We start from the raw sequence: 24,082 nt of genomic DNA, 5'->3' as shown, positions 1-24,082 counted from the left end.
CACATCGCCAACCAGTACGGTGATCTGGTAATATTTTTCCGGCCACCAGACAACTAGCGGTATTAAAAATCGGCACACCGACAATACAATGCCAAGGCTTAGCATCATCAATGCAATTGTACGTACACAACGCGCCATCGCCAGGTTGAGGATTTGCCGTTTACCAACCAGGCGCATCACCTGCATCCCTTGCCAGATAGCAAAAGCAAATAACCCAACGGGGAAATAGAGAATAATCAACAGCAGTAACTGGTGAAGCGACGATACGGCAGCCACTGGCTGACTTTCTGCTTGCATTTCGGCAAATTCAAGCATGCTGGACAAAAAAAACGGCTCACTGGAAAAATATAACCACAGCGGTGTAATTAAGGCGAGGATGAAAAATTCGGTAATATCCCTGAGATAAATATCAGGCTGAGTTTATTTCGTACATCTTTCACTTTGTACCTTCCTGAATTAAGAATTTTATTTTAAAACCAGCATGCTCAAGCATGACATAAGCATCAGCGAAATGGCAATCTTGCCAGCCGACAGTACGTGCGGGCTGCGCGTTAACCAGGGCGCTGGCCATGCGCGATAAACACTTTCGGCAATAAACGACGCCTGAACGGTCCATGTCAGCATTCTGAACAGATAACCGGTCTTGGTCAGATGCGTAATTGTCTGCATCATTTCGGCACAATAAATGACAATCAAAGCTAACAAGATATAGTTCAGCAACCGTATTTTGTAATGCGCGACCCATGAGCCGCAAATAAACAGAATAGCTGAGACAAAGGTTAATATTGCCCACAACATATCAATCCAGTTCATGATGAGCTTCCGTTTTAGCAGGAGTCTGCGTTAACAACAGGCGCATGGCCGGACCAATAACGGGCCACGCGGTATCTGAGAGGATCACTACGACGGATCGTTGCTGTGGATCGACCGCAATGGCGGAGGCAAAGCCAGAGGATTCACCGTCGTGCCAGGTGATGTCTCGCCCACGAATACGGGTGGTAAACCAGGCGTAGCCCACGCGTGAATCTGCATCGTCAGTGGCAAAGCGTGGCTGCATTGCCGCACTACCGGCAAGTTTGCCCGCCAGTAAGGCCTGCGCATAATGCGCCATATCAACGATGGTCGACCGCACACCGGCAGCCGGCGTGAACGCGTGCTGTATCCATGGCGCTTCGGCAAATCCGGACACCGCCCAACCGTGGTGAAACGTGGGCGTGTCAGGAGTTAATGCTTCGGCAACAACGGTGTTTGTCATTTTCGCTTGCGCAAAAACCCGCGTTTGCAACAGCGAATTAAAAGGCTGATGTGCTGCTCGCGACAGCGCCAATCCCAGCAAGGCGTAGCCGGTATTGGAATAATCAAATCTGGCGGGCGTGGCTAAGCGGGCGTTATTCGCCATTTCGATGACTGATTTTTCGTCATACTCCCAGAAGTTTTCACGCAGGATTATCTGGCTGATCACCCGGATCTTCTGGCGCAGCGATGAGGCCAGCGGCGGCAGACCAGAGCGATGCGATGCCAGTTGCTCAAGGGTAATTTCTCGCGCCGGGCCGCTGATTTCTGGAATAAGGTCGCCGACGCGGGTTTGCGCTGTCGCTTCACCCCGGCGAAACGCGTCCATCAGTAAACTGCTGGTCATGCTTTTGGTCAGGCTGGCGATTTCATATTGCTGGTTGTAATCACTGTCCCAGAGGGCGTACTGCACACCGCGCGGCGTGATTAGCGCGGCGGCGACACTGCCTCGCGATCCTTTCAATAACGGCGTTAAAAACGACACCAAACTGGCGTCTCCCGTCTGGCGAGGAGACGGGGTACTGAAACCAGGTTGCAGGTAAATACCGGCGGCAATCAGTGCGATAAATACCGCGCCCGCAGCAAGCAGCCGCACGCGGCTGCGAAAGTGACATTTGCTCATGGCTCCGCCTCAGAATGTGTACTGGATCAGTGATGACAGGGTGTACTGCATTCGGCTGTTGACCAGAGAACTGCTCCCCGCTTCATCGAACAGATACTGCGCACGGCTGGTCAATCCTGCCGCCAGATTTTTATCGAAATGCCATACCACTTCGGCATACAAACCTCCTTGCTGGAGACCTGACGAAGGGGAATAAACTGCAAAATCGGTGCGTTGCGCCTGCTGCGCCGTTACACCGTAGTGGCGTTGCTGGTAGCCACTGTTCGCCCAGCTTATGTCGCCACCGACCGAGAGCGCGGCATTCTGCCAGCGCCAGAGTTCGGTTTCCGCGCCGCTCGTGACGATCAGGCTTCTGCCCGGTGCTTCGCCACCATATCGCTGCTTTTCAGTGTCGGTTAACAGGCGCAGCCACAACGCCCAGTTTTCTAATCGGTAGCGCAGGTCTGTACCCGCCATCAACGCTGCAGACAGGTTACCCATTCCTTGTAGATCGCGGTTTTTTCTGCTTGAAAACGGGTAGTTAAACACCTCTTTTCGCGCCTCATCTTGTGTTAACAGCAGGCTTACGCTGAAGGGGGCGTCCGGCGTCAGTTCCCATATCAGCCCGTCGGTAGACAAACCAAATAGTCCCCAGTTTTCGCTATGAATATTCACGCCCGCCTTTAGCAGTGGTCTCATTGCCATGTGGTTTGAACCGGAGTAAATGGGGCTCGCGCTGACGCCCAGGCCGGCAAAACCAGACAACTCTGCGCTGTGTGTCGGCGCACAGATGAGTAATCCTGAGAACAAAACACCCTGTTGCAGACTTCTTTTCATTCGATGTCTCTCTTGGCAAAGATAGCTGAAGTGGATGCAGGTTAGTCTGGTGTTTATCGTTTTACAATAAGTTTTTTTTGTTTTATTTTAATTGTCATTGAAGGTAAAAAACGTGGTTTAGCAGAGAAACGGCTTCAGGGAGGCGGGATGGCCAGGTTCACAGGTAAGAAAATTGTCATTACGGGAGCCAGCAGTGGTATTGGTCTGGCAGGGGCGAAACGCATTGTTGCGGAAGAGGGGGAAGTCATGATCACCGGGCGTGATGCGCACAAACTGGCGCGCCTTCGCAAGGTGCTGCCACCTGCTGCCTGGTTGCTGCAAAACGACGGAGCCGAGCCGGCAGCGGCGCAAGCGCTGGCTGAAGCGGTAGCCTCCTTCGGCATGCTGGATGGCTTATGGCTAAATGCCGGGCAACTGGCTTTTGCACCTGCCGAAAAGGGTAGTGCCGCGCTGTTCGATAACATGATGAAGAACAATGTTCGTGCCGCGGTACTGCAAATATCCTATCTTGCCCGCTTTTTGAAAGTAGGTGCATCTGTGGTGCTGACCGCATCGACCGCCGCATATGAAGGAACACCGCTTGCTGCGATTTACGCTGCCAGTAAAGGAGCGCAGCTAGCGCTGGTTCGCTGTTGGGCAACGGCCTTTGCAGCACAACGGATCCGGGTGAATGCGCTCGTTCCAGGTGCGATAGAAACCAGTTTGCTCGAAGCGATCCCGGCACCATTTCGTGATCAATATGACGCGCAAATCCGCGCCATTGTGCCGATGAAGCGCCCAGGAACACCGGAGGAAGCGGCTGCTGTCGCGTTATTTTTATTATCTGATGATGCCAGTTATGTCACAGGTAGCCAGTACGTGGTTGATGGTGGGCTGCTGCGTTTATAAACGTTATTCTTAATAATGGTGCGGAGGATTTATGTGTTTACGGTTTGAAAATGCGCTTCCCCGGAACATCGTATGTGCGCGCGTTGGTGGCCCATGGAACGAGACGGTACCGGTTGGTTTTCAACAAATAATTGGCTGGGCACAGGAGCGGGGATTGATTTACCGGGAAGCGCTGGTGTTTTACTGGGATAATCCAGAGCAAACGGGTGTTGCCGACTTGCGTGCCGATGTCGCGCTTACAGTTGATGCACAAACACAGGTGGACATTACCGGAACGGCATTCAGAGAAGAAATTGTGCCGGGAGGGCTATACGCCGTGTGGCATACGCTTGTGCGGGACGGTGCTTACGCCAAAGCATGGAGCGATTTGTACGTTGAGATTGAAAACAGCGATTACGAACTTGCGCGCGGCGTTTGTTTCGAAAACTACCTTTGCGATGCTCGTGATGGCAACTGGGATCTTGAAATCTGGCAATCGGTAGAACCAAAGACCTCAAACCGCTAACCGGGGGCAGTTTGGATATCGGAAATTTATGTACGTTAAGCGCATTATTTAACCGAACGTGATTCATAACGGATTGATTTTGCGTCAGCGGCTATCGCTTTTAAGTTGTCGCTCTTGCGATATCGCATTTAGGTTATCCGATTAAGGTCAAATCCCTGATTTCGATAGGTAAGCCTGTTCAAAAAACAGGCTTACCGTACAATAATTCTCTATATCCAAACTTTAGATAACCACTGCTCAGCATAAAAGCGAGATGAGTTGTTTGCAGAGTTAAAAATTAATCGTCCGTGCAATATTTACTCCATATATCACAATGTCCACATTCTACCTAACGTGGTGTCCCATTGCACTGGAGATATAATCAACATTCCTCTCCGGGGACTCAGTGTAATCTCGCTGAAGTAAATTTTTTGTTCTAATACTATGAGGTCCACACGACAATAATCAATACCTTCTGACAATTCCTGGGATGCTAAAACAGCCTGGTGTAACAATCGTGGTTTAGGTACCACATACGGTGTATTTGGATATTCCATGTTAAACGGCTGCAAATTCCAGAAACTGTCAAAAACATTGATATATTCGTTCCCTTTTGCATCACTATAATCTGCTTCAATAAACCCGACAGTGCCGTGAAAGCAATGAACCCTCAACATCTCAGGCGTAACTTCTCGTCGCTGCGAGGTGTATATATCAATGTATTTTTCGCAAAGAATTACTGGCTTTATGTTTTTGTATTGCCATTCCCTTGTTTTATAGTACATGTTTTTACGTAAACAATGATTTATCTTTTTCATTGCCATAGGAAAATCAAATGTCTCTTTATCATGACATATGATTACACTGCCACTGTCGTGGTTACACTTCATAACAAATTTATTTGGTAGAGCACATGGTTCTATCTCTCTGATATCATTATAAACGCCGATAAGAGGAACTAGTTCTACTTTATTTGTACGTAAACTAATGTGTTTTCGCACAGCCAGTTTATCTGCCAGTGAAGTAAATAACGGGTCACGATTATATATTAATCTATGGCATATCTTCTCATTGAGCGTCACGGGGTTTCGGATATCAGGTTTATATCCGTAAATTCTTTTAAGTCGTGCTGAAAGAAAATAACTATCGCTTATAATAAGACTTCTTATTTTTAAAATTTGATACTCAAAATATTTTAAAGTCTGTTTTAACTTTATCATTTTATCTCCATGGGAATATCAATGGCTGCTCCTTGTTTTTATTAAAGAAGCATGTGTTGTATAGGACGCTATAGGGTGGTAAAAATAAATAAAATGATAATTTATTTTATTTACTAACCATTCCGTCTGTTTTCTCTCTTACAACTGCAGAAGTCAGTGGTGTGCGATCAGATTGTCGACATAGAGTAAACATATCTAACTCCGGTTTATATACACTGGTTTTTACGTTGAAGAGACCAAGTATTGAATGATAAAAATTATCATGACTGTATTGGTTGTCGGCATTACTGGTCAGGCAGACCAGATTTAGTCTGGAATGTTGCGCGAATGAAGACGAAAACCACATAAACATCGGGATGTGTGTTTGTTCATTGGGTGCAATAATATATGGGGTGCCATGAAGATATATCCCTCTTTCCCCCAGCGATTCTCCATGGTCAGAAAGATATATCATAGCTACGTCACGCATCCCGGAATAATGTTGCAACAGTTCAATGGTTTTGCTCAGCATAGGATCGGTATAAACTAACGTATTGTCGTATGTATTGATCAGTTCTTTATTTGAGCATTTTTCGATCAGGTTGCTGTCACAAGTTGGGCTAAATACTTTACTTGCAGACGGATAACGTTCAAAATATGTTGGTCCATGACTGCCCATTTGATGTAAAACAATAAGCGCATCACCCTGCATTGCATTAATTCGGGATGAGAGTTGATGTAATAACACCTCATCAAAGCATGTACCATCTTTGTTAACACATTCACCGACTACTTTCATTGCAGGCATATCATCTGTGGGTACTCGCTTGCAGATTCCTTTACAACCACCATTGTTATTGTTGCGCCATAGCACCTCAACACCAGTGCGTTTAAGGATATCCAGCAAATTTTCTTCTGACGCGGCACGAATTTCATTGTATTCGCTACGAGACATTCGCGAGAACATGCAGGGTAGTGATATTGCGGTAGCCGTTCCGCATGACGACACATTTTTGAAACTGATAACATCATGTCGTCTGGATAGATATGGATTGGTTACTCGCGAATAACCATTCAGTTGGAAATTCTGTGCTCTGGCGGTTTCGCCCACGACGACAACCACCAGTTTCGGTGGAGCATTTGAATATATTGGACGTACAGCATCCTCCCCCACTCTTTGTAGAGTTGTTGAAGATGCTTGGTATTTTCTTTTAAGGTAACCATTAGTATTACGCACAAAGTTAAAAGGTAAAGCTTGGTCTTTAATCTGCATATTATTTCGTATGAGAGATGCGTAATCCTTATAAAACACCATGGTTACCATGGTTAATAAGACTACAGCTATGCAAATATGCGCCAGCCACCACAATTCAATTCTAAAAGCTCTCCGCTTAATGTCTGTTGAAGGTAACGCTAGGATAATTGCTGGCATAATGCCAAGTAGAAATAGAGTAGAAAGAAAAGGAACGGATAAATATGATGTTAATTCAGCCTGATTAGTCTCAAAAAAATTTTGCACCATGCTGCGGTCAATTAATATGTTGTATTTCATCATGAAATAACTACAGCAGGCACTGATTAGAATAAGTACTACAAGAAGAGGTCTGCATAAATATGGAATAACCATGACTGGTGTAAGTAAGATACTTAGGAAGCAGAAAAGGAATATTGGCAGGCTGACAAAAAAAAGTAGATTATGTATATTATGAACATCTACATTAATCCATAGTGTTTGCCAAAGTGCTATGTTGCCAATTGTAGTGAAAAAAAATGCTGCAGCCCAGGTCCGTTGTACCGGGTTCAGTTTGAAAGATAAAAGATACTTGAACATGCGCGATTCCTGAAGATTCAAAAAACGTACGCAGTATCTGAAAATCTATGTCAGGATCTTGTTAAGATCCCCCATCAATTTTTAAGGTTTCCAAGGATTATGACACGCCTGCTTATTATCGAAGATAATCCCGAATTAGTGGCTAATCTCTACGCGTTTTTTGAGCCATTAGGCTATGTACTTGATGATGCCCGGGACGGAGTTATTGGGCTGAAAATGGCAACGCAAAATGATTATGATGCGATTTTGCTTGACCTTATGTTACCTCGTCTGGATGGCCTATCTCTATGCCGAAAACTACGCCAGGAGTTCCAGAACCCGGTACCGGTGTTGATGTTAACTGCCCGCGACCCTGTTTGCGATCGTGTGCAAGGACTGGCCGTCGGCGCTGATGATTATCTGATTAAACCGTTTTCATTAATCGAGTTGGATGCCCGAATAAAATCTCTGGTTAGACGAGCGCAGGGGAGGCAGGTCCAGGGGACGCTTGTATGGGAAGATTTGCGAGTAGATTCTCGGATCCCTCAGGCATGGCGACAGGGACAATCAATTATTTTAACCCCTACCTCACATAAATTGCTGATGTGTCTTGTACGTGCCGCTCCCGCTGTCGTCAAAAAAAAAGAAATGGAGTATCTGATCTGGGGAGAAGATCCTCCTGAGAGCGGCGCCTTGCGAACACATATCCATGATTTACGTCTGAGAGTTGACAAGAACTTCACATTCTCACTGATAGAAACGGTACGTGGGGTAGGTGTACGCTTACAGAAAACCGTACCATCCTCAGGTAAGTAAAAATAACGTGAACGGACCGCCATGAAATCTATATTCCAACAGTTAACACTCCGCACGCGGATCACTGTCTCATTTGTATTACTAATGATCACTACTATGGTGATTATCATAGTGGCAGAGCAGCTTGATTATGATGACCTACGAGCATATGCGGCATCAGAAAGCTTGCGCAATGATGTATCCAGAATTGAGACGGAACTTGCAGGAGGGCTATCTCCGGTAATACCAGAAAATAGCCAATTCTATGATTCGCAGACCGTACCTGACAGATTACGATTGTTAGCACCAGGCTACCACAGTTTAACAACTTCTGAAAACAAGCACTTGTATGTTTTTGAGTCTCAAAATCAACGCTATTATTTGCTGCAAGCTTATAAACAGCTGTGGTACATAGACGTTATCATTGATGGTTTTGGCCCACTCATCATTATCATATGTATTCTTTGTGCTTTCTGGATTGGTAGACTAACTTCAGCACGAATAACTATCCCCATAATGCAACTGGCTGAGATAGTTCAACGCAAGGAAAAACCGTTACCTTTCCTTGATGCAAAAGATGAGATTGGTATTCTTTCTCGGGCATTTGACAAGCACAGTGAAGATCTGGAGCGCTTTCTTCAGCGTGAACGCTGTTTTGCCGGAGATGCAAGTCATGAATTGCGAACCCCTCTTGCGATTATATCCGGAGCGGCTGAGATAATTGCTCACCAACTACCTTGTGATAGCCATCTAATCATAAGTGCCGAACGGATCCTCCGAACAACACAAGAAATGCAACAACAGCTAAGTTGTCTGTTATTGCTCTCTCGCGATCCGCATACACTGCCACGATCAAAAGTACCTTTACGTCCCATTATAGAGGAGTGTGCTGCACGATGCCGTCCCTGGTTAGAACAAAAACCCATAAGATTAATGATTGATGTGCCGTATTCACCTCATGTCATTAGTAACGCAGAGTTGGTACGTAGCGTTATCTGGAACCTTCTACGTAATGCATGCCAGTACACTAATGAAGGTGAGGTTTGTCTGGTGATTAATGGCACAAATATAGTTATTTCTGATACAGGCCCTGGTTTACCGACGTACATAGATGAGAATAATTTCAAACGTTTTCAACACAGTGCAAAAGAAAATGGAGAAGGCCTTGGCTTATCCATTGTTCAGCGGATTGTGGAGCATCTGAACTGGAGTATGACAGTCGAAAGTTCGGAGAACGGTTGCCGTTTTGCACTTGAAACATGTAATGGCTGATAGGTATACACTGGTTTACTGATTGTATTGAGGAATAATCAGTTCGGGTCTTAACAAGATCCTGACATTCACTCAGTGATAATCTGAAAATCAATTCGAATAAGGAGATATACATGCAACAAATACAGCAGGAAAGAAACAGGAAATTTCCTCATGCCAAGACAGGGTTGAAGCGGATTATCTGTACTGCTATATATTCCAGGGATGGTTTTATTGCTGCATTTCGGAGTGAAGCCGCATTTCGTCAATTGCTTATTATACATGGCGCGCTTATCATTGTGTCTTTCTTTCTAAATGTTAAACCTGTAGAACAAGCATTAATGTTGGCAGTTTGTTTAATCAGTCTGCTAGTTGAATTACTTAACTCTGCTATAGAAGCTACAATTGACCGAATCTCTCTGGAGATTCATCCTCTGTCTAAAAAAGCGAAGGATATGGGGAGCGCTGCGCAAACATTTTCGCTGATAACTGTTGCGATTGTTTGGGGAGTACTATTATATTAATGATAACATTTTCATCAATGACCTGGAAAATGGTGATTTCCCCTTCAGGAGCGTTCTTCTTAACTATTTAAATAAGACGCGATGTGAAAGAGTATCATTTAAAGGATATGATGAATTTCTAACAGGTGCAGGAACTGATATTGGCCTGTTTGGCGTATAAATCAAGCAGTGAAGAGACTAATCTATGAATGCTAAGCATACCGGTTTAAAGTACAGTTGAAGAATGAAAATTTTGTACTGAAAGGCTACGCCGTATGCATTTTTCTGGATCTAAAACATCAACCATCCGGACTCCAACGACTAGTCTAAAAACTAGTATTAACACTATCACTAACTTAAGTGATACCAACTGTCTGGAGATTCATGGGGCCAGTCTATGCTGTCAGCGCATTCAGTTATAAAGGGAAACGTTGCGGTCAGATGACCTGTTCAGTCCTGGCAAGCAATTCCAGCTCTCATGGTTTGCTACATGGGAGGGTATCGCCACAAATTTCCCAGCATGGTATCCCATTCTGACGGTGTGATTAACAGTTTTCCTCTGCGCGGCGCTTTTCCCATCTGGTTTTTGTTGTCAATTTGCATCAAAGTTAAAAAAACCACAATAAATCATTATGATAGTTGATTTGTTAGTATAAGTTTCATCAACTTTTATGTTGACAAATATCAAAAAATTAAACCAAGGTGGACGTCGTTTTCAACAACAAGGTATCTGTTAACTTGCCGACGCGGTTGGTAATTCATGAACAATCAGTATTTTTTGATTATTTTGTACTCAGGTAGCACAAACCGTTCCCCTCGAAGAAAAGGAAGAAATGATGCCCGTGATCACTCGACTGATTTTGCAAAATTTCAAAAAATTTCCAGCTCTTGATCTGATTTTCTCTGCCGACCGTAATGTCTTCATTGGGGATAATGAATCTGGAAAGAGCAGCATTCTCCTTGCGTTAGATCTGGTACTCAGCGACAGTCGGCACCGGGTTGAAACACTTGGAATGGAAACTCTGTTATCACGGTCGGCAGTTGACCACTTTCTCGCTGGGGAACGTCGAGTAGACCAGTTACCAGTGCTTACTGCTGATGTATTTCTCAGTGCCGGTAATAATCCTGATTTGAATGGTCGCCAGAACCTCGCTGACATTGAGGCTGATGGGCTTGTAAGTATCCCGCATAATCGAGCCATTCACATATAGAGATCATCCGGCATAATCAATCTGCCAACGAAGGAGATCGCTATGCGTAAAGCCCGTTTTACTGAGTATCAGATCATCGCTGTGATTAAGTCGGTTGAAGCCGGACGAACCGTTAAAGATGTCTGCCGGGAGGCCGGTATCTCTGAGGGCACTTACTACAGCTGGAAGTCCAGATACGGCGGTATGGAGGCTTCTGATATTAAAAAGATCAAGGATCTTGAGGACGAGAACCGGCGTCTCAAACAGATGTTTGCCGACCTGAGCCTTGAGAACCGGGCGCTGAAAGACGTTATCGAAAAAAAGCTTTAAAACCAGCCTTTAAGCGTGAGCTGGTCACTCATCTGATAACGACATTTGGACTCAGTATCCGTCAGGCCTGCCGGAGTCTGAACCTGAGCAGAACGGTTTACCATTACCGTCCGGATACCACGCGTGACGAACCCGTTATTGTCGCGTTGCAGGCAGTGGCAGAGCGATACCCACGGTACGGTTTTCCAAAACTTTTCCAGGTTCTGTGGCGGCAGGCGTTGTTGCCCCTAATCGCGTGCAGCGGCAGTTTACTGTTACCCGGGCCAATCAGGTCTGGGTCACCGATATTACTTATATCCGCACCTGGCAGGGATGGTTGTATCTGGCGGTGGTTATCGATCTCTTCGCCCGTAATGTAGTCGGCTGGTCGATGAAACCCACTCTCTCACGCGAACTGGCACTCGACGCGCTGATGATGGCCGTCTGGCGGCGAAAACCGGATGGCGAGGTCATCGTGCACTCAGACCAGGGCAGCCAGTACGGCAGTGACGACTGGCAACGGTTCTGCCGGGCCAATAATCTGGCACCCAGTATGAGCCGGCGTGGCAACTGCTGGGATAATGCGGTGGCCGAATCGTTCTTCAGTTCACTGAAAAAAGAACGCATCAGGAAGAGAATATATAAAACCCGGGATCTGGCCCGGGCGGATATCTTCGATTACATTGAAGTGTTCTACAACCGGGCCCGGCGCCACAGTCATCTCGGCGGCATCAGTCCGGAGGCATTCGAACAGGCCTCGCCGTGAGGACAGAATTTGTCTACGAGCGTGGGGTCAGTCCAATTTCGCTAAAATAAACCGTATCACTTAACAGCATGAGATCGACTCTGCAATAATCAATATGGCCGCAAAGCTCCTGAGAGGCGGATACGGCCTGAGACAATAACTCAGGCTCCGGGACCTCATAGGGTGTGTCAGGGAACTCCATCGTAAAAGGCTGGCGCTGCCAGTGAATGTTATACACATTGATGTATTCATTTCCTGCAGCGTCCGTGAAATCTGCTTCAATAAAACGTGCCACACCATGAAAACAATGGAGTCGTAATACTTCTGGCGTCACCTTTCTGTCCCGGCGATAAAACAGGTCGATGTACTCCTCACAAAGAATGGTGGGTCTGATATTTTTATACTGTCATTCACGGGGGCTGCAATACATATTGCTGTTTAACGCCATCGTTAGTCTGACTCTGGCTTCTGAAACATTAAAAGATTGTTTGTTGTTGCAGATGATGGTACTGCCGCTGTCGTGGTTGTATTTCAACACAAACTGGTCCGGCAGGCTGTTAAAATCTATCTCATCAAAAGAAGAGTAAACGCCCAGTAATGGCACTGTTTTTATTTTATCTGTGTGTAAATAAACATAATTCCGGACGGCTAGTTTATCGGCGATAAGTGTATATATTGGATTATGATCATGGATCATGCTATGGCATATTTTTTCACTTAGCGTGACGGGGTTTTCAATGTTAACATGACCTCCATATATTTTACAAAGCCTGCCAGCATGAAAGCAGGCATCACTCACAATATAAAATCTGATTGTTTTTACTTTATATTTGATATATTTTAAGACGTTTTTTAACGTAAACATGATTCACTCCATGGAACGACGAAACTCCCATCATTAACAAAATGACTGGTGGCTGTGATTAATAGTCAATGATTTATTATATTGTTATCGGGTATTTTTCTTATTCAGGTTTTCCCCTGACAGAAATGCATAATGTTAGAGCCTCCCTTAATGGTTGACTCTGACATTCATGGTATGGAACAGGGGTAAAGTACCGTTATTCTTTGTCTCTGAATTCCAGTATGTCACCAGGCTGGCAGTTCAGGGCTTCACAGATTTTCGACAGGGTTTCAAATCTGATGCCTTTGACTTTCCCTGATTTCAGAAGGGAAAGATTTTGTTCTGTGATCCCGACATACGCTGCCAGTGCTCTGGAGGTGATTTTTCTGTCAACCAGCAACTTGTCCAGGTGAACGATAACAGGCATATCAGATAAACTCCTCGACTTCTTCCTTCGCTTTTATCCCTGTCAGCATCGACTGGAACGTCACATAAAGCAGCCCTCCGATCAATACACATGTGATGTCGCCAATATCAATGATTATCTGAAAATACTCACTTTCAGCGTATATCAGGACAGGGAACAGGAAGCGGCAGAGTGGTAACATTACCCCGATGGCTGTCATGGCAATGGCAATTTTTTTCACTCTCAGCGCTAATACCCGATCAAGAAGATGTCCGTCACGGACATGACTGACGATTTTGATGCCATACCACAGACAGTACGAAAAAATCAGCACTGGCATATACAACACGACAAGGGCCAGCAACAGGTATCCTGATGACGGGGTGACATTGATCCTGTCAGCCAGAGGCATCTCGGCAATATCTAGGACCGTCTGGATAAAGATCTGTTTTCCCGAGAGAAAAATCCAGACCGGAGTAACGATCAACAATACCAGCATGACGGCGAGAAGGGCTGACATTAATGTTAACCGGATGTTTGTTCGAACAGTGTGCATGAGCGGCCTTCCTGAACCTAGTTTCAGACGAAAATGATGATCATCAAGCATGACATAAGAATGAGGCAAAGGCTAACACCGGGGATAATTCCGGACAACCGTCGTCCTTGCTGTTCTGCAAACCATGGGTTTGGCCATGAGCAATATATACCATACGCCAGTAAGGTAGCCTGTGCCGTATAGGTTATCATATGGAGAATATACCCGGATGACGACATATGTGTGATGGTCTGTAATGTTTCTGAAGTATAGATAATCAGGGTGCTGAACAGCATATAGTTCAGGACATTTATTTTCTTTATGATCAGGCGTCGCCTGATCATAAAGAAAATCCGGAGTATAAGGTTAATATCATCCACAACAAATCAATCCAGTTCATTTTATATTCCGGTGTAAGATTATTCGTGAGTCGGCTGAATCAGCAATAAACGAATTGCCGGTGTTATCACAGGCCATGCCGTATCAGACAAAATCACCACGGCTGTCTTTTGTAGTGATGTGATGGACGCCCTTCCTAAAGTAGTCAGTGCCATACTTTTACTGACTGCATTAATCCGGGAGTAACATCATATGAACACGATCAGGGTTGTTGGTATCAATATTGCCAAATCTGTTTTTCAGGTTTGCGTCTGGATGAATGATGGCTCCGTCGCATGGAATAAAAAAATCTCACGTTCCAGATTGCAGGATACCGTTCGACAATTCGAGCCTGGAACAATTATTGCTATGGAAGCTTACATTACGAGCTAGAGTAAAAAAAAGGGTCAAGAGCAGTGAAGCGCTATGAGGCGAATAAACAGGCTGCTAAAACCCACCGAGGCTGACAACATCTGTCCCGACCACTTCCCTACGCCCCAGGCTTCCTCCGCTGGTGCGCCACCGCTCAGCCTGAAAAGGCAGTCGGAGGAAGGATGTTTTTACTACCGCTTTCAGGTGTTATAGCGCGGTACGTTCTCGATGCCGAAAGATTCCCGGAGACACCATGAACCTCAGACAACAGCAACAGCAGGCGTTTGACCGCAGCGGAGAAGCCCTTATTGTAGGCGACGTCAGCCACTGCCCGCTGCCACCGGAGACCCTCGCCGCGCTGGGCCCCGATTCACCGTATGTGGTGCAGGTATACGGTTCTGGCCTGACCGGTGAGGTTTACCGGTTGCGCATCGACTGTGAGGAGTATAATTTAAAAAAACGACGCGCTGTCGCTGGCGTTGCCAACCTTAACGGCCAGCTGTCGTTTTTAAATGAAGTGCAGAGCCGGCAGGCATTGCAGCGGCTGAAGGATAACCCTGTCACCGCCCCGAGCTTCGCCCACATCGTCCCAACGCTGTATGCTGATTATCGTCTCGGCATTCTTCTCTCTCCGTGGATCGATGGCGAGCTGATTCACCAACTGACCCCGTCGCTGATCGCCCAGCTATTTACTACCCTTGAAGCTTGCGAAGAACAGGGGTTGATGGAGTGGGATCTTTGTAATGGAAATCTGTTGGTGGACCGGGAGGAGCATCTGTGGCTATTCGATTTTGGCTATATGTATCCCTTCGATCCGCTCAGGGAATTCAACAGCAACGGTCTGGCCGATCCCCTTTTTCACTTTGTCGAGCGCTTTGAGACCCGCTTCTTTTTTAACTGGCTGATGACCCAGGTCCCCGGCGCGGAGCAGCAGCTGTCGCACTATCGCGATTTGAAGCGACTAGCGGTTGAAAGCTACCGGCGTAAGCTCACCTGGCTACGCGCCCGGTGGGCTGCCCCGCAGGTGCAGGCTCATTTTCAGCAGATAACGGCACGCTGGGAATCAGCGCTGGCGGACCCTGCCGCGCTGAGCCAGTTATTTGCCCTGGAGGCCTTCCGCTCCCACGTACTGGATATCGAAGACGATCTGCATGGCCAGTCTTGTACCTTGCTCACCTTGCAACGCATTGACTGGGTTATAAACCAGATTGAACACCATTATCGCTTTATCGCCGATAAAGGCGGCCTGTTTTACGACAACGAAGGGAAATCAAAGCAAGTGCTGCTCAGCAACTATGCGCAGAAGCGGCAACAGGCGCAGCGGTACCTGCTGAACGCCTCCACGGCAGGTTAGCTACGCTCGCGCCCCTGCTTCTGCTTCGTGCTCTAGTCATTTTGAGACTGGCTCCTGTCAAAAACGATTTAGAATACTGCTATTTTGAACTGGCGAGCAATGCATCCAAGCCAATAATTTCACGACTGCTCTGAAGGTATAATGTCAGTTCAACAAAATGTGCGCCCAAGCCACCGGTAATATCCGGGTTAGTGCCTCAATACCCTTGTCACTGTTTTCGGCTTCCGGACCATCCTGCAATCGTGACAGGATCGCTGAGATGTAATAAACGATTTCGTTGGAAATCAGCCGCCCGCACCGATTACTGATGTCTGCTTCAATGTCATTTTTCCCTGTTAACTCTTTCTTTCCACCGACTTTAGCGATAGTGGCACGTAGCTGGTGATAAGATTCAATCCAGTTCAGGGAACGCCGGATGTTGCGTTCCAGCTGCGGATCACGCAAATATCTTAGCGTATAGATGTTGCGTACCAGCCGGTCATATTCAAATACCGCCTGTCTTGTCGGATACGCCGTTGTATATGTGCACAATTTACGGATCAGCGTTCCCTGAGTCATTTCCTTCATCTCGAGCGTGGCGACGATATGCTCGAGATTGCTTTTTTCACGGGTGATAAGGTCTTCGCCACTACACCTGCAGAATCTGGAGTTGCGCAGACATCGCATTAAGCTGATTTTTGCTATCTTAATTCTCGACATGAAGCCTTGTAATATCAGCTAATGTTTGCTCAAGGTTACATCCTGCATCAGTATAAATCTGGTTGAAGTCTTCAACGGTATTCATAATTCAATCTCATGAGTGCCTATCTTTGCCGGATAAGTAAGCTACATAGTCCCCTAGCTTATACAGTATTGCTTAACTTGAAGGCAATCGTAAGCCTTTAGTGGGTGTCATATTGCTAGTTATTTATCGGAAAAGCCAACGTCCACTGCAGGAGTTCATCAACTTAGTTGGCAGGCCTGTCACCAGAACGTAGCCAATAAACCAGTTGTAATCAATACTCGCAGGATATAAATATACTGCATCATATTCTTACATTTTTTTTGATGATATCGATAGTTCATCATTGACCATATCATTTTCAAGCTCATGAACGGTTAATATCCGGCATTTTTTTTCCGGTGCCATTTTTTCGTATTCAGTTAGGTAAATATCACTATGAATATGTTCAGCCATGATTTTAACTAGTAATTTGTTATTGGTATATAAGCCATGTGTTTCTTCCCGATGGGAAAGCATTAGAGCATTTTTCATATCAATCACTAGCATGAAGCGATGTGATGGATAAATCTTTTCATCTATTTCAAATCGTGAGTACAATTCGATAGATTCATGTGGTAGCGCGAGTCGGTTAAATGAGAACACGATAATCCGAACACCGCGCTCAACGGCATTAATGAGTTCTTGAGCAATGAGTTCAAGATGGAAGTCAGTGTTCAGGTAAACCTCGATTTGAGCCAGTTCGAGCATTTCTCTGGCTTTTTGTAGTGAATTATCAAAACCAGAGACGTTATATATGAACTCTTTCTCTTCCTGTAGCATCATACGTGAGAGTTCTTTTTTTAATACATTAATGTTTTCAATGGTTTGCTTTTCTATTTTGCTGAAAATAAGCTCGGGAGATTTTGCTTGATACTCTTTAGTATTTCCATCGGCCATAAAAATGAAGCCATTTTTATATAGACTATCAATTGATGAGTAGACGCTAGAACGTGATAATGATATTTCTTTTGCTATCTTATAGCCGCTAGAACGACCGTTTTTTAGCAAGTTGATGTATACATTGGCATCTGTCTTTGTAAAGCCAAAACCCATAAGTGTTTTTACCAGTTCGTTCATTAACATAACCTCACATGCAACATAGCCCGTCTGTTAGTTTATCATTACTTACAACGCAAGGGTAGAGGTGTATTGCGTCTTTTCCTTATTAGCCATCGCCGCATCATAGGCAAAACGATATTCTTCATAATTTAAGCGAATTATTTCTGGTAGATAATTATTTGGACAGTGTCGGCTTAATACACTTTTTAGACTTAACGGAAAGTCTGAGTGTATTGTTGCTAATCCACTGAGCACTAACAATCTAGGTTTAAAAACCGTTATTGGTTCAAGTAAGGCTCTGGCGAGTTGATCCATCCACATTCGGTAGACTTTTTGCGCCCATGCATCACTGCCATCAACTCCCTGAATTATTTCTAAGGCACTCTTCCGCTGAAGAGAGAACTGAAAATACTGTCTTTCGATCCCGGATGTCGAAATGAATTGATGAACGCATCCTATCCCGCAGCATTCGCAAACCGGAGATATACCATCAATGAGTGGCTGATAATTTTTCAATGGGAGATGAGCCCAGGAAACATTTATTGCATGGTCAAATACGCTATCATCGTTGTATTTATCGACTACACAAAGTTCACAGCCAAAATCAACGACAATACTCATAATATTACCTTGTAGCCCTGATAATAAGGACGTATCTAGGTTTTGTAAGACAACAAGTGCTGGGCCGAAAGACTGGCAATGAATACCAGTCTTCTTATCTATAGCCATTTCGAAAAAATTGGTTATTCTATCTAACGGCCCCCAGCGGGACACGTTGCTTTGCATAATGCTGATACCGACAAAGTCAATATTTCCATAGGTCCGCTGGATACTAAAAATCATATGTAATACGGTATCTACACTTTGCTGGCAGTCTATTGGTGTTAATACCTGAGTACGATAACAAACTTCACCATCGTCTATTAACACGCCACGTATCCAGTCAATCGCAAGTGAGATACCGAGTTTCATGATATGATGTCCTTATGGTCCAGGCCGATAATATAAAACCCAAAAGGTGTCAGAGATAGTGTTCTGCCCTGATAATTAATAGCTAAAGATTCATCACTATTATTAAGGAGGAAATGTACTTCTCCTCTGCTAAAAGAGACAACTGCCGGATGATCGACATTATTCCAGTGTATCTTAGGATCATTCCATTCGGAATGTTTTTTCCTCCATAGAATAAGATCTTTAATAAATGACTTAAACTCTAAATCCTGCTTTTGTTCATCCCATATCATACATTTACGATTATCTTCCGATCCCATTGCTCTGCTGCCATTCATACCAACTTCGCTACCGTAATAAATACAAGGAGAACCCACCTGACTAAACATAAAGAGATAGGCTAACCGGGCTTTACGTTTATCATTACCACACAGACTTAATAAACGTGAAGTATCATGGCTTTCAAGAAGATTAAACATAACTTCATTAACGTTACGTGGATAGCAAAGATAGGCATTGGTAACAATATCTATAAATGTTTTTTTGTCATATGCTTGTAAAGCGAAATAGTCAGTAGTTGCTTGCATTAGAGGATAGTTCATCAAGGAGTCAAACTGGTCTCCGCGCAGCCATGGCATGCCTTCATGCCAAATTTCACCGAGAATATAACAATCAGGTTTTATGCTTTTTACCGTTCTACGGAAAGCTCGCCAAAATTCGTGGTCGACTTCATTGGCAACATCAAGGCGCCAGCCATCAATATCAAATTCTTCAATCCAATATCTCGCCACCTGCAGCAGATAATCACGACAAGCGGGGTTTTCAGTATTAAGTTTAGGCATTTCAATAACATTACCAAAGGTTTCGTAATTGAAATTACGGAAATCCCACTCATTTTTATCACCAGATGGGTATACCGGGAATTTTTTAATCCAGAACCAGTCTGCGTAAGGTGATTTATCACCATTTTTTACAACATCTAACCATAATGGTGATTGATTACCAATATGATTAAACACTGCATCCAGCATGACCGTCATTCCTCGTTGGTGAGCTTTTTTCACCAATTCTTTAAACCGATCGTTGCCACCGAAATGGGGATCAACGTTAAAATAATCTACGGTATCATATTTATGGCTAGCGTTAGCCGTAAATATGGGGCAAAGGTATAAACCGTTAACGCCAAGATCTTGCAAATAATCAAGTTTGTTAATAATGCCCTGCAAATCACCGCCCATAAAGTTTTTTGAATCTGGAGGCGTTCCCCACGGTTGTACGTTTTCTGGCGATATCGATGGATCGCCATTGCAAAATCGTTCAGGAAAGATCTGATACCATATTGTTTTTTTAACCCATTCTGGCGTAGAAAGTACATCACCTGGATTGATATAAGGGAAGCAAAAAAAGTTGGACAAGTTACTCAGTTCTGTCTCTGCTACAGGTGGTTTACTTATATCAACACAGCGTCGTTCACCAAATAATAATTTTTCCCCGCTATTTCCGTATAATATAAAACCATAGCGGCTACGTCGTTTGCACGGAGTAAATGCGGCAAACCAGTGGTCATAGCTCTCGCTTTGTCCCTCTTTTTCCATGTGAACTTCGTTGCCGCCGCTCCATCCATGCGCGTCGCTGCCGCCAAGGTTTCCACCATCTAGGCCACCTTCCTCCCATTGATAGGGATCGCCGATCCACAGAGAGACTTTCGCGACCTCGCCTTTGACTGTGCGAAATCTAATATGTAGGGTTTCTTTATTATAAGCGTAGCTATCGGCACTCTTTGCGGAGTGGCTTAATGAACTAATTGTAATCATATATTATCCTGATCTTATTCTTTTACCGCACCGCTAACCAGTCCGGTAGTAATATGTTTCTGTGTAACAATGAAAAGTAACGTTATTGGTACAGCAACTAATAATGCACCAGCAGCAAATAGCGTAAAGTTTTCAGCTGAGTTGGAGGATATCCAGCTAAAGATACCAATTGCCAGAGTCATTTTATCTTCACTGCGTAAAATTAGAGTTGGTAAAATAAAGTCCATCCATGGGCCGGTGAATGAAACCAATGCCACAAATACGAGAATAGGTTTAGCAAGCGGTAATATAATTTCAATAAATATAGTTAGATGCCCTGCACCATCAATTTTTGCTGCTTCATCCAATGACGTAGGGATTGCATCAAAATAACCTTTAACCAGCCATGTCATAAAAGGTAGGGAACCAGTCACGTAGACTAATAGCAAACCAATGTATGTATCAATTAGATTCATCTTTGACAATAAGATATAAATTGCGGTCATGGAAAGAAATGCCGGGAACATCTGTAACACTAAAATGCTCATGAGTATGTTTTTTTTGGCTTTGAAACGATATCTTGAAAAAATAAATGCCGTTATTGTTACTACTACCAAAGAAATAAGCATGTTACAGGTTGCGAGTATAAAGGTGTTTTTGTACCATTTTAAATAAGGCGTTCCCGTAAGTAGATTATGGTAATGTTCTAATGTAAATGATATTTCAGTAAAACCAGAACTAAAAAGATTGTTCCCAGGCTTTAGCGATGACATAACTGTCCATATTACTGGCCCAAGGACAACAAGTGCATTTAATAATAAGAAAATATAGACTATAATCGTCATTATCTTGCTAATAATGTTTCTCATTTACATCCCCACATCTTCTTTGAATGATTTCATTCGCCTAAATTGCCAGATCGCAAATATCGATAAGAACAGGAAAATAATGATTGAGATGACAGAAGCAATTTGATATTGCTGAAAATCAAGGGTTAATTTATAGATCCACGTAATCAAAATATCAGTATGTCCGGCAAAGCGATATTCCGGGTTTATCGGCCCACCTTCTGTTAGCAGGTATATTGCACCAAAGTTATTGAAATTATGTGCAAAGGTCATAACTAATGAAGGGGCGACCTGGTGCAGAACCATCGGTAACGTGATTTCACGGAACTGTTGGAATTTACTAGCACCATCCACCTCACTTGCTTCGTATAGGTCACGGGGAATATTGGTCATTGCTCCGGTGATTAGCAGCATAAAGTAGGGAGCGCCAACCCATACACTTACCGCAATTACAGTCATTTTAGCTATTAATGGATCGGAAAGAAAACCAATTGAATCAATACCCCAGCTATTTAATGTACTATTTACTGGACCAATTCCATTCAGAAGCAGACGGAAAATAAGCAGGGTAACGAACGCCGGGATCGCATAGGGTAAGATGAATACGACTCGCCAGGCTTTCTTCGCTATAATTTTTTTGTTTTCTAACGCGAGGGCTAACAGAAATCCAAAGCTACAAGTGCATAGAGTTGCAAAAAAAGCCCATAGCACAGTCCACACACCAATACCAACGAACGTTTTAGACCAGATCCGAAGCTCAAAGAGGGTAATGAAATTCTTCAATCCGACCCAATCAACAAGATTTTTAGGTGGGATATGATGAGGAGCCGAGTAGTTTGTTAGTGATACCAAAACGGTGATGATCATCGGCATAATAATAAAGGCAATGCAGGCAATAAATGCCGGAGCCAACATGATAGTAGCAAAGCGATTATCGTAAATCGTTCGTAGCTGTTCCGTAAAGCTCTGGTGGCACTTTTCACATACCTGTGCATCCTTAATATTTAAACAATAAACAAAAGTTGAAAAAAATAAAAAAATGAATGCAACAACACCTTCAACCAACATAAAAATTGAATTGTCACCAGCTACAATATCAAACCCATTACGTGTTTGGGCCACGGTGCCTAAAGTGATGAGTCCCTGCGTTGCGTTGAGTAATAAATTGATGTTGCTAATAACTACAATCTGGAATAATAAAAAAACGGAGCCTTTTATCCAATGACCAGAAATGAGCTGCGTAGCGCCCATAATAAGAAAAGATGCCGGAAATATACGCATGCTTTTTCCCTCAGACAATAACATAGTTACTCCTGAAATTTAATTTGCTCATCAATGATATTACGAGCACGGTCAAGTGCTGCTTTTGGCGTTTGGTCATTGATCCACATATCGGTAATCGCATTTGCCAGTGGGGACCATAAATAACCCATTTCCGGAATAGATGGCATGGCATCAGAGTGAAGCCCTTGTTTAATAATTGCGCTCGTCGCTTCATTTGCAGTTGGTAGGATTTTGTTCATCAGATTCGGTACCGGAGGTATAGATTCTGTCATCTCATAGCGTTTCATTAACATTTCATCAGATGAGAGATAGTCAGCGAAAAGTTGTGCCGCCTTAGGCGATTTACTATAAGAAGAGACGACCGCCAGGCGAACCGTAGAAAACGAACGTGGCTGTTTTCCTTCAAGAGTAGGTATGGGAACAACGCCAAAATTAATTTTACTGTTGTTATATCCCTGGATTGCCCATGGACCGTCGATGATGGCAGCTACTTTGCCTTCAGAAAATAAGCCTCGACGTACCTGTGGATTACGCATATCTACCGGATTAGATGGGTTTGCAGTTTTAAGTCGTTTCATCGCTGCAAGCCCTTTTTGGGCTAATTCGGAGTTGATTCCTAGGTCCTTGACGTTTGTCCCTTCCTGACCAAATTCGTAAGCACCATACAGGGTTAGAAACATTCTTGATTCATAATAGTTTTGTACATCCCATAACAAGGTATATTTATTTTCCTTAACATTATTAAATTCAGCACTTAGCTGGATCAACTCTTCAAATTTATCTGGCGGCAACCGAAGGATATCCTTGTTATAAAATAATGCGACGGTTGCATAACTTACTGGAAAACCATAATTATTTCCTTCATAGCGTGAAGCATTTATTGCATTAGACATAAATTTTTTATTTATCCGTTCTGCCGAGATCAGATTTTCCATTACGCCACCGGCAACAACCAGTCGGCCTAAAAGATCGTGCTCGATTTCGGCAACGTCAGCAACGCGCGTGGATCCACCATCCTGTATCATTCGCGAGGCGGTATCTATTGGCGCCAATCCCCTAAACGTAAATCTTACCTGGCTGTTATATGTTTTATTAAAGTTTTCAGCAGCATATTTCATATAATCTAGCGTAGAAATATCCGTCCATATTAGAAGATTTGCTTGTTTTTCAGGTGCAATACTCTCTCCCCAAGCTGCGGGAACAAGGGCCGTCAGACCGAAGAGCAGAACAGCGTCCAGCAATTTTATTTTCATAGTTATCCATATTAGTAGTACGTAGTGTACCACTATGATGCATGCGTCCTTTTTTATGTCAACATGCGGTCTACCCAGACAGGTTTATTTGTGATGTTTGTCAAAAAACAGCAGATGTTTGAACAATTTTTGTGATTCTATTCTCCATTTTTTAGGTATGAATCCAGTCCCTTATTGGCAGCAAAAAGTAGGCTAAAAATGATATCCTGAATTTAAAAAAAACATAAAACGTGCTTTTGGTCACAATTTTATCGAAAGATTAGTGACTTGAATCTCGTTTACGTTATTGCCATGAGGAAAAAAAAATTAAATGAGAGAAATTTAATAGGCGTCCATG

At 44.0% G+C, this 24,082-nt stretch carries 19 protein-coding genes and 6 pseudogenes; 9 read left to right on the top strand and 16 right to left on the bottom strand.

Annotated elements, in window-relative coordinates:
- Positions 1-465 precede the first annotated feature (465 nt).
- Genes K7H21_RS21165 through K7H21_RS21155 form a run of 3 tightly spaced genes read right to left on the bottom strand, consistent with a single transcriptional unit; the run spans position 466 to position 2,731 of the window.
- A complete protein-coding gene (locus K7H21_RS21165) occupies positions 466-813 on the bottom strand; it encodes a hypothetical protein (protein ID WP_223035339.1) in 348 nt (115 codons plus the stop codon).
- Positions 800-1,915 (bottom strand): serine hydrolase domain-containing protein, encoded by a 1,116-nt coding sequence (locus tag K7H21_RS21160; protein WP_223035338.1) that lies wholly within the window; start codon positions 1,913-1,915, stop codon positions 800-802. Before K7H21_RS21160 ends, K7H21_RS21165 begins: the two co-directional genes overlap by 14 nt.
- Positions 1,916-1,924: 9 nt before the next feature.
- A complete protein-coding gene (locus K7H21_RS21155) occupies positions 1,925-2,731 on the bottom strand; it encodes a MipA/OmpV family protein (RefSeq protein ID WP_223035337.1) in 807 nt (268 codons plus the stop codon).
- 147 nt (positions 2,732-2,878) lie between these two features.
- Here K7H21_RS21155 and K7H21_RS21150 point away from each other — a divergent pair, with 147 nt between their 5' ends.
- Together K7H21_RS21150 and K7H21_RS21145 are read left to right on the top strand one after the other, a co-directional pair.
- On the top strand, positions 2,879-3,619 hold the full coding sequence (locus tag K7H21_RS21150; protein WP_223035336.1) for an SDR family oxidoreductase: 741 nt from the start codon (positions 2,879-2,881) through the stop codon (positions 3,617-3,619).
- Between the two features lie 31 nt (positions 3,620-3,650).
- Entirely contained in the window at positions 3,651-4,124 is a 474-nt protein-coding gene (locus K7H21_RS21145; protein WP_223035335.1) for a GyrI-like domain-containing protein, read from the top strand.
- 308 nt (positions 4,125-4,432) lie between these two features.
- Here the strand turns inward: K7H21_RS21145 and K7H21_RS21140 are convergent, their stop codons facing one another.
- Together K7H21_RS21140 and K7H21_RS21135 are read right to left on the bottom strand one after the other, a co-directional pair.
- A complete protein-coding gene (locus tag K7H21_RS21140) occupies positions 4,433-5,323 on the bottom strand; it encodes an ATP-grasp fold amidoligase family protein (RefSeq protein WP_223035334.1) in 891 nt (296 codons plus the stop codon).
- Between the two features lie 106 nt (positions 5,324-5,429).
- On the bottom strand, positions 5,430-7,133 hold the full coding sequence (locus K7H21_RS21135) for an MCR-8 family phosphoethanolamine--lipid A transferase (RefSeq protein ID WP_223035333.1): 1,704 nt from the start codon (positions 7,131-7,133) through the stop codon (positions 5,430-5,432).
- 99 nt (positions 7,134-7,232) lie between these two features.
- On the opposite strand from K7H21_RS21135, the gene K7H21_RS21130 reads away from it, so the two are divergent.
- The 3 genes from K7H21_RS21130 to K7H21_RS21120 all read left to right on the top strand — a co-directional run bounded on the left by K7H21_RS21130 (position 7,233) and on the right by K7H21_RS21120 (position 9,682).
- A complete protein-coding gene (locus K7H21_RS21130; RefSeq protein ID WP_223035332.1) occupies positions 7,233-7,928 on the top strand; it encodes a response regulator transcription factor in 696 nt (231 codons plus the stop codon).
- A gap of 96 nt (positions 7,929-8,024) precedes the next feature.
- Positions 8,025-9,179 (top strand): sensor histidine kinase, encoded by a 1,155-nt coding sequence (locus K7H21_RS21125; protein ID WP_228751062.1) that lies wholly within the window; start codon positions 8,025-8,027, stop codon positions 9,177-9,179.
- Positions 9,180-9,292: 113 nt separating this feature from the next.
- Complete coding sequence (locus K7H21_RS21120) at positions 9,293-9,682, top strand: diacylglycerol kinase (RefSeq protein WP_223035330.1); 390 nt, start codon at positions 9,293-9,295, stop codon at positions 9,680-9,682.
- Positions 9,683-9,883: 201 nt separating this feature from the next.
- On the opposite strand, the pseudogene K7H21_RS29400 reads toward K7H21_RS21120, so the two are convergent.
- Positions 9,884-10,013: pseudogene (locus K7H21_RS29400) on the bottom strand (IS3 family transposase); the annotation flags it as partial.
- A gap of 484 nt (positions 10,014-10,497) precedes the next feature.
- Between K7H21_RS29400 and K7H21_RS21115 the strand changes: the two are divergent.
- From K7H21_RS21115 to K7H21_RS21105, 3 pseudogenes are all read left to right on the top strand, one after another.
- Positions 10,498-10,836 (top strand): annotated as a pseudogene (locus K7H21_RS21115) (AAA family ATPase); the annotation flags it as partial.
- A gap of 78 nt (positions 10,837-10,914) precedes the next feature.
- A pseudogene (locus K7H21_RS21110) lies at positions 10,915-11,396 on the top strand (transposase); the annotation flags it as partial.
- A gap of 2 nt (positions 11,397-11,398) precedes the next feature.
- A pseudogene (locus tag K7H21_RS21105) lies at positions 11,399-11,926 on the top strand (IS3-like element ISEc14 family transposase); the annotation flags it as partial.
- Between the two features lie 13 nt (positions 11,927-11,939).
- On the opposite strand, the pseudogene K7H21_RS29075 reads toward K7H21_RS21105, so the two are convergent.
- From K7H21_RS29075 to K7H21_RS21085, 3 genes and pseudogenes are all read right to left on the bottom strand, one after another.
- Positions 11,940-12,602 (bottom strand): annotated as a pseudogene (locus tag K7H21_RS29075) (ATP-grasp fold amidoligase family protein).
- Positions 12,603-12,966: 364 nt separating this feature from the next.
- Complete coding sequence (locus tag K7H21_RS21090) at positions 12,967-13,176, bottom strand: helix-turn-helix domain-containing protein (protein WP_223035328.1); 210 nt, start codon at positions 13,174-13,176, stop codon at positions 12,967-12,969.
- Between the two features lies 1 nt (position 13,177).
- On the bottom strand, positions 13,178-13,711 hold the full coding sequence (locus K7H21_RS21085) for a DUF2975 domain-containing protein (protein WP_223035327.1): 534 nt from the start codon (positions 13,709-13,711) through the stop codon (positions 13,178-13,180).
- 982 nt (positions 13,712-14,693) lie between these two features.
- Between K7H21_RS21085 and K7H21_RS21080 the strand changes: the two genes are divergently transcribed.
- The gene (locus tag K7H21_RS21080) at positions 14,694-15,794 is read left to right on the top strand and encodes an AarF/UbiB family protein (RefSeq protein ID WP_142983362.1); all 1,101 of its coding nucleotides are present in this window, start codon (positions 14,694-14,696) and stop codon (positions 15,792-15,794) included.
- Between the two features lie 79 nt (positions 15,795-15,873).
- Here K7H21_RS21080 and K7H21_RS21075 read toward each other — a convergent pair.
- The 7 genes and pseudogenes from K7H21_RS21075 to K7H21_RS21045 all read right to left on the bottom strand — a co-directional run.
- Positions 15,874-16,418: pseudogene (locus K7H21_RS21075) on the bottom strand (Tn3 family transposase); the annotation flags it as partial.
- A 409-nt stretch (positions 16,419-16,827) separates the two neighbouring features.
- The gene (locus tag K7H21_RS21070; protein ID WP_131930465.1) at positions 16,828-17,634 is read right to left on the bottom strand and encodes a TrmB family transcriptional regulator; all 807 of its coding nucleotides are present in this window, start codon (positions 17,632-17,634) and stop codon (positions 16,828-16,830) included.
- Positions 17,635-17,682: 48 nt separating this feature from the next.
- Positions 17,683-18,588: an ROK family protein gene (locus K7H21_RS21065; protein WP_142983364.1), complete on the bottom strand. Its 906-nt coding sequence runs from the start codon at positions 18,586-18,588 to the stop codon at positions 17,683-17,685.
- Positions 18,585-20,381 (bottom strand): glycoside hydrolase family 13 protein, encoded by a 1,797-nt coding sequence (locus K7H21_RS21060; protein ID WP_142983365.1) that lies wholly within the window; start codon positions 20,379-20,381, stop codon positions 18,585-18,587. Before K7H21_RS21060 ends, K7H21_RS21065 begins: the two co-directional genes overlap by 4 nt.
- A gap of 14 nt (positions 20,382-20,395) precedes the next feature.
- Positions 20,396-21,229, bottom strand: a complete 834-nt coding sequence (locus tag K7H21_RS21055; RefSeq protein ID WP_142983366.1) for a sugar ABC transporter permease — start codon at positions 21,227-21,229, stop codon at positions 20,396-20,398.
- Complete coding sequence (locus K7H21_RS21050; RefSeq protein WP_223035326.1) at positions 21,230-22,513, bottom strand: carbohydrate ABC transporter permease; 1,284 nt, start codon at positions 22,511-22,513, stop codon at positions 21,230-21,232.
- A 2-nt stretch (positions 22,514-22,515) separates the two neighbouring features.
- Positions 22,516-23,745: a sugar ABC transporter substrate-binding protein gene (locus K7H21_RS21045; RefSeq protein WP_131930470.1), complete on the bottom strand. Its 1,230-nt coding sequence runs from the start codon at positions 23,743-23,745 to the stop codon at positions 22,516-22,518.
- Between the last annotated feature and the right edge of the window lie 337 nt (positions 23,746-24,082).

It is taken from the genome of Klebsiella sp. CTHL.F3a (assembly GCF_019890895.1).
Lineage (GTDB): Bacteria > Pseudomonadota > Gammaproteobacteria > Enterobacterales > Enterobacteriaceae > Klebsiella > Klebsiella grimontii.
This window is presented reverse-complemented; position numbering and strand designations above follow the sequence as displayed.

Bases quoted from the DNA above. Each gene is read 5' to 3' on its own strand.
- K7H21_RS21060 (WP_142983365.1), bottom strand. From the start codon at position 20,381: ATGATTACAATTAGTTCATTAAGCCACTCCGCAAAGAGTGCCGATAGC.
- K7H21_RS21050 (WP_223035326.1), bottom strand. From the start codon at position 22,513: ATGTTATTGTCTGAGGGAAAAAGCATGCGTATATTTCCGGCATCTTTT.
- K7H21_RS21080 (WP_142983362.1), top strand. From the start codon at position 14,694: ATGAACCTCAGACAACAGCAACAGCAGGCGTTTGACCGCAGCGGAGAA.
- K7H21_RS21085 (WP_223035327.1), bottom strand. From the start codon at position 13,711: ATGCACACTGTTCGAACAAACATCCGGTTAACATTAATGTCAGCCCTT.
- K7H21_RS21130 (WP_223035332.1), top strand. From the start codon at position 7,233: ATGACACGCCTGCTTATTATCGAAGATAATCCCGAATTAGTGGCTAAT.
- K7H21_RS21090 (WP_223035328.1), bottom strand. From the start codon at position 13,176: ATGCCTGTTATCGTTCACCTGGACAAGTTGCTGGTTGACAGAAAAATC.
- K7H21_RS21145 (WP_223035335.1), top strand. From the start codon at position 3,651: ATGTGTTTACGGTTTGAAAATGCGCTTCCCCGGAACATCGTATGTGCG.
- K7H21_RS21065 (WP_142983364.1), bottom strand. From the start codon at position 18,588: ATGAAACTCGGTATCTCACTTGCGATTGACTGGATACGTGGCGTGTTA.
- K7H21_RS21055 (WP_142983366.1), bottom strand. From the start codon at position 21,229: ATGAGAAACATTATTAGCAAGATAATGACGATTATAGTCTATATTTTC.
- K7H21_RS21150 (WP_223035336.1), top strand. From the start codon at position 2,879: ATGGCCAGGTTCACAGGTAAGAAAATTGTCATTACGGGAGCCAGCAGT.
- K7H21_RS21160 (WP_223035338.1), bottom strand. From the start codon at position 1,915: ATGAGCAAATGTCACTTTCGCAGCCGCGTGCGGCTGCTTGCTGCGGGC.
- K7H21_RS21140 (WP_223035334.1), bottom strand. From the start codon at position 5,323: ATGATAAAGTTAAAACAGACTTTAAAATATTTTGAGTATCAAATTTTA.
- K7H21_RS21155 (WP_223035337.1), bottom strand. From the start codon at position 2,731: ATGAAAAGAAGTCTGCAACAGGGTGTTTTGTTCTCAGGATTACTCATC.
- K7H21_RS21125 (WP_228751062.1), top strand. From the start codon at position 8,025: ATGGTGATTATCATAGTGGCAGAGCAGCTTGATTATGATGACCTACGA.
- K7H21_RS21165 (WP_223035339.1), bottom strand. From the start codon at position 813: ATGAACTGGATTGATATGTTGTGGGCAATATTAACCTTTGTCTCAGCT.
- K7H21_RS21135 (WP_223035333.1), bottom strand. From the start codon at position 7,133: ATGTTCAAGTATCTTTTATCTTTCAAACTGAACCCGGTACAACGGACC.
- K7H21_RS21070 (WP_131930465.1), bottom strand. From the start codon at position 17,634: ATGAACGAACTGGTAAAAACACTTATGGGTTTTGGCTTTACAAAGACA.
- K7H21_RS21045 (WP_131930470.1), bottom strand. From the start codon at position 23,745: ATGAAAATAAAATTGCTGGACGCTGTTCTGCTCTTCGGTCTGACGGCC.
- K7H21_RS21120 (WP_223035330.1), top strand. From the start codon at position 9,293: ATGCAACAAATACAGCAGGAAAGAAACAGGAAATTTCCTCATGCCAAG.